This is a genomic window from Clostridium tetanomorphum (assembly GCF_017873215.1).
In the GTDB taxonomy this organism is placed as follows: domain Bacteria; phylum Bacillota; class Clostridia; order Clostridiales; family Clostridiaceae; genus Clostridium_AO; species Clostridium_AO tetanomorphum.
On record NZ_JAGGKA010000047.1, the window covers coordinates 1 to 2,979 of the forward strand.

3 protein-coding genes are annotated in these 2,979 nt (G+C 35.9%); all 3 read left to right on the top strand.

What is annotated here, in order from left to right; all coding sequences use genetic code 11:
* The first annotated feature begins 16 nt into the window (after positions 1–16).
* Genes J2Z24_RS21060 through J2Z24_RS21070 form a run of 3 tightly spaced genes read left to right on the top strand, consistent with a single transcriptional unit; the run spans position 17 to position 2,976 of the window.
* Positions 17–1,156 (top strand): acyl-CoA dehydrogenase, encoded by a 1,140-nt coding sequence (locus J2Z24_RS21060; protein WP_035145150.1) that lies wholly within the window; start codon positions 17–19, stop codon positions 1,154–1,156.
* An 18-nt stretch (positions 1,157–1,174) separates the two neighbouring features.
* On the top strand, positions 1,175–1,954 hold the full coding sequence (locus J2Z24_RS21065; RefSeq protein ID WP_035145148.1) for an electron transfer flavoprotein subunit beta/FixA family protein: 780 nt from the start codon (positions 1,175–1,177) through the stop codon (positions 1,952–1,954).
* 17 nt (positions 1,955–1,971) lie between these two features.
* Positions 1,972–2,976 carry an electron transfer flavoprotein subunit alpha/FixB family protein gene (locus tag J2Z24_RS21070; protein WP_035145146.1) on the top strand — a complete coding sequence of 335 codons (1,005 nt, stop codon included), beginning with the start codon at positions 1,972–1,974 and terminating at the stop codon, positions 2,974–2,976.
* Positions 2,977–2,979 lie beyond the last annotated feature (3 nt).

Genomic DNA, 2,979 nt, shown 5'->3' on the forward strand with positions numbered 1-2,979 from the left:
TAGGAGGTAAAGGTAAATGAATTTTGCATTAACTAGAGAACAAGAATTTGTAAAACAAATGGTTAGAGAATTTGCTGAAAATGAAGTAAAGCCAATAGCAGCAGAAATTGACGAAACTGAAAGATTTCCTATGGAAAATGTTGAAAAAATGGCTAAGTTAGGAATGATGGGAATACCATTTCCTAAAGAATATGGTGGAGCAGGTGGAGATGTACTATCCTACATCTTAGCAGTAGAAGAATTATCAAAAGTTTGTGGATCAACAGGAGTTATTCTTTCAGCTCACACTTCATTATGTGCTTCATTAATATATGAACACGGAACAGAAGAACAAAAACAAAAGTACTTAGTACCACTTGCAAAGGGTGAAAAAATAGGTGCTTTTGGATTAACTGAGCCAAATGCAGGAACAGATGCTGCAGGACAGCAGAGTATAGCTGTAGATATGGGAGACCACTATCTATTAAATGGTTCAAAAATATTCATCACTAATGGTGGAGCAGCAGATATTTTCGTAGTATTCGCTATGACAGATAGAAGCAAAGGTGTTAAGGGAATAACTGCATTCATACTTGAAAAAGGAATGGAAGGATTTTCAATTGGTAAAGTTGAAGATAAATTAGGAATAAGAGCATCATCAACAACAGAACTTATATTTGAAGATGTTAAAGTTCCAAAGGAAAACTTAATAGGAAAAGAAGGAAAAGGCTTCGGAATAGCAATGAAGACTCTTGATGGAGGAAGAATTGGTATAGCATCACAGGCTTTAGGAATAGCTGAAGGTGCATTTGAAGAAGCTAAAAACTATATGAAAGAAAGAAAGCAGTTCGGAAAACAGCTTTACAAATTCCAAGGATTAGCTTGGATGATGGCTGATATGGAAGTTGCTATAGAATCAGCAAGACTTCTAGTATACAAAGCTGCTTGGAAGAAACAAAACAAGATGCCATACAGTGTAGATGCAGCTATGGCAAAATTACATGCAGCTAACGTTGCTATGGATGTAACAACAAAAGCTGTACAGTTATTCGGTGGATATGGATATACTAAAGATTATCCAGTAGAAAGAATGATGAGAGACGCTAAGATTACTGAAATATATGAAGGAACTTCACAGGTTCAACAATTAGTTATTTCAGGAAATATATTTAGATAATAAGGAGGGTTCACGTAAATGAATATAGTTGTTTGTTTAAAACAAGTTCCAGATACTAACGAAGTAAAAATAGATCCAGTTACAGGAACTCTTATAAGAGAAGGTGTTCCATCCATAATTAACCCAGATGATAAAAATGCTTTAGAGGAAGCATTAAGATTAAAAGATGAAAATGGTGCAAAGGTAACTGTAATAAGCATGGGACCTCCACAGGCTGAGGTTGCTTTAAGAGAATCTTTAGCTATGGGAGCAGATGAAGCTATATTAATATCAGACAGAGCATTTGCAGGAGCTGATACATTAGCAACATCAAGAGCATTAGCAGCAGCAATAGAGAAATTAGACTATGACATAGTATTTGCGGGAAGACAGGCTATAGATGGAGACACAGCACAGGTTGGACCAGAGATAGCAGAACACTTAAATCTTCCACAGATAACTTATGTTGAAGAAGTTGCAGTTGATGGAGAAGAATTAAAAGTTAAGAGAGCATGGGAAGATGGATATGAAAATATCAGAGTAAAAATGCCAGTTTTATTAACAGCAATAAAAGAATTAAATGAGCCAAGATACATGCAAGTAGGACACATATTTGGAGCATTTGATAAAGAAATAAAAGTTTGGAATGCAGATTTCTTGGGAGTAGATAAATCCCTTCTTGGACTTAAAGGTTCACCAACAAAGGTTAAAAAATCAGCTACTAAGGAAGCAAAAGGTAAGGGAGAAATAGTTAATCAGCCTGCTAAGGAAGCAGCAGCATATGCAGTTGCAAAATTAAAGGAAAAACACTATATCTAATATAGGAGGGATTTAGGATGAATATAGCAGATTACAGAGGCGTATGGGTATTTGCTGAGCAAAGAGACGGACAGTTACAAAAAGTTGCATTAGAACTTTTAGGAAAAGGAAGAGAAATAGCAGATAAAATAGGAGTAGAGTTAACAGCTGTACTTCTTGGAGATGAAATAGATGGAGTTGCTAATGAATTAGTAGCATACGGTGCTGATAGAGTATTATATGCTCACAATCCATTACTAAAGCACTTCACAACTGATGCATACACAAAAGTTATTTGTGATTTAGTAAATGAAAGAAAACCTGAAATAATATTAGTTGGCGCAAGCTACATAGGAAGAGATTTAGGACCAAGAGTAGCAGCAAGACTAGATACAGGACTTACAGCAGATTGTACATCACTTGACATAGAAGAAGGAACAAACCACCTTCTAATGACAAGACCAGCATTTGGTGGAAACCTAATGGCTACAATTATGTGTACAGATCATAGACCACAGATGTCTACAGTAAGACCAGGAGTTTTCGAAAAGTTAAAGAAAGATGAAAACAGAAAAGGCGAAGTAGAAAAAATTGCTGCTAAAGTAGAAATGTCGCATATAAGAACAAAAGTAGAAGATGTTGTTAAGATTGCTAAAAATGTTATGGACATTGGAGAAGCTGAAGTATTAGTATCCGGAGGTAGAGGAGTAGGAGCAAAAGAAAACTTTGAACTACTAAAGGAATTAGCAGATTTATTTGGAGGAAGCTTAGCTGGCTCAAGAGCTGCTATAGATAACGCTTGGTTAGACAAAGCTTATCAGGTAGGACAGACAGGAAAAACTGTAAGACCAAAAGTGTACATAGCAGTTGGTATTTCAGGAGCTATTCAGCACTTAGCTGGAATGCAGGATTCCGACTACATCATAGCTATAAACAAAGATGAAAGTGCTCCAATCATGCAGGTTGCAGACCTTGGTATAGTAGGAGACTTTAAGAAAGTAATTCCTGAATTAATAGCTGAAATTAAAGCTACTATGAACTAATAA

Excerpts from the sequence above, each read along its gene's own strand:
- J2Z24_RS21060 (WP_035145150.1), top strand. The coding sequence starts at position 17 with ATGAATTTTGCATTAACTAGAGAACAAGAATTTGTAAAACAAATGGTT.
- J2Z24_RS21065 (WP_035145148.1), top strand. The coding sequence starts at position 1,175 with ATGAATATAGTTGTTTGTTTAAAACAAGTTCCAGATACTAACGAAGTA.
- J2Z24_RS21070 (WP_035145146.1), top strand. The coding sequence starts at position 1,972 with ATGAATATAGCAGATTACAGAGGCGTATGGGTATTTGCTGAGCAAAGA.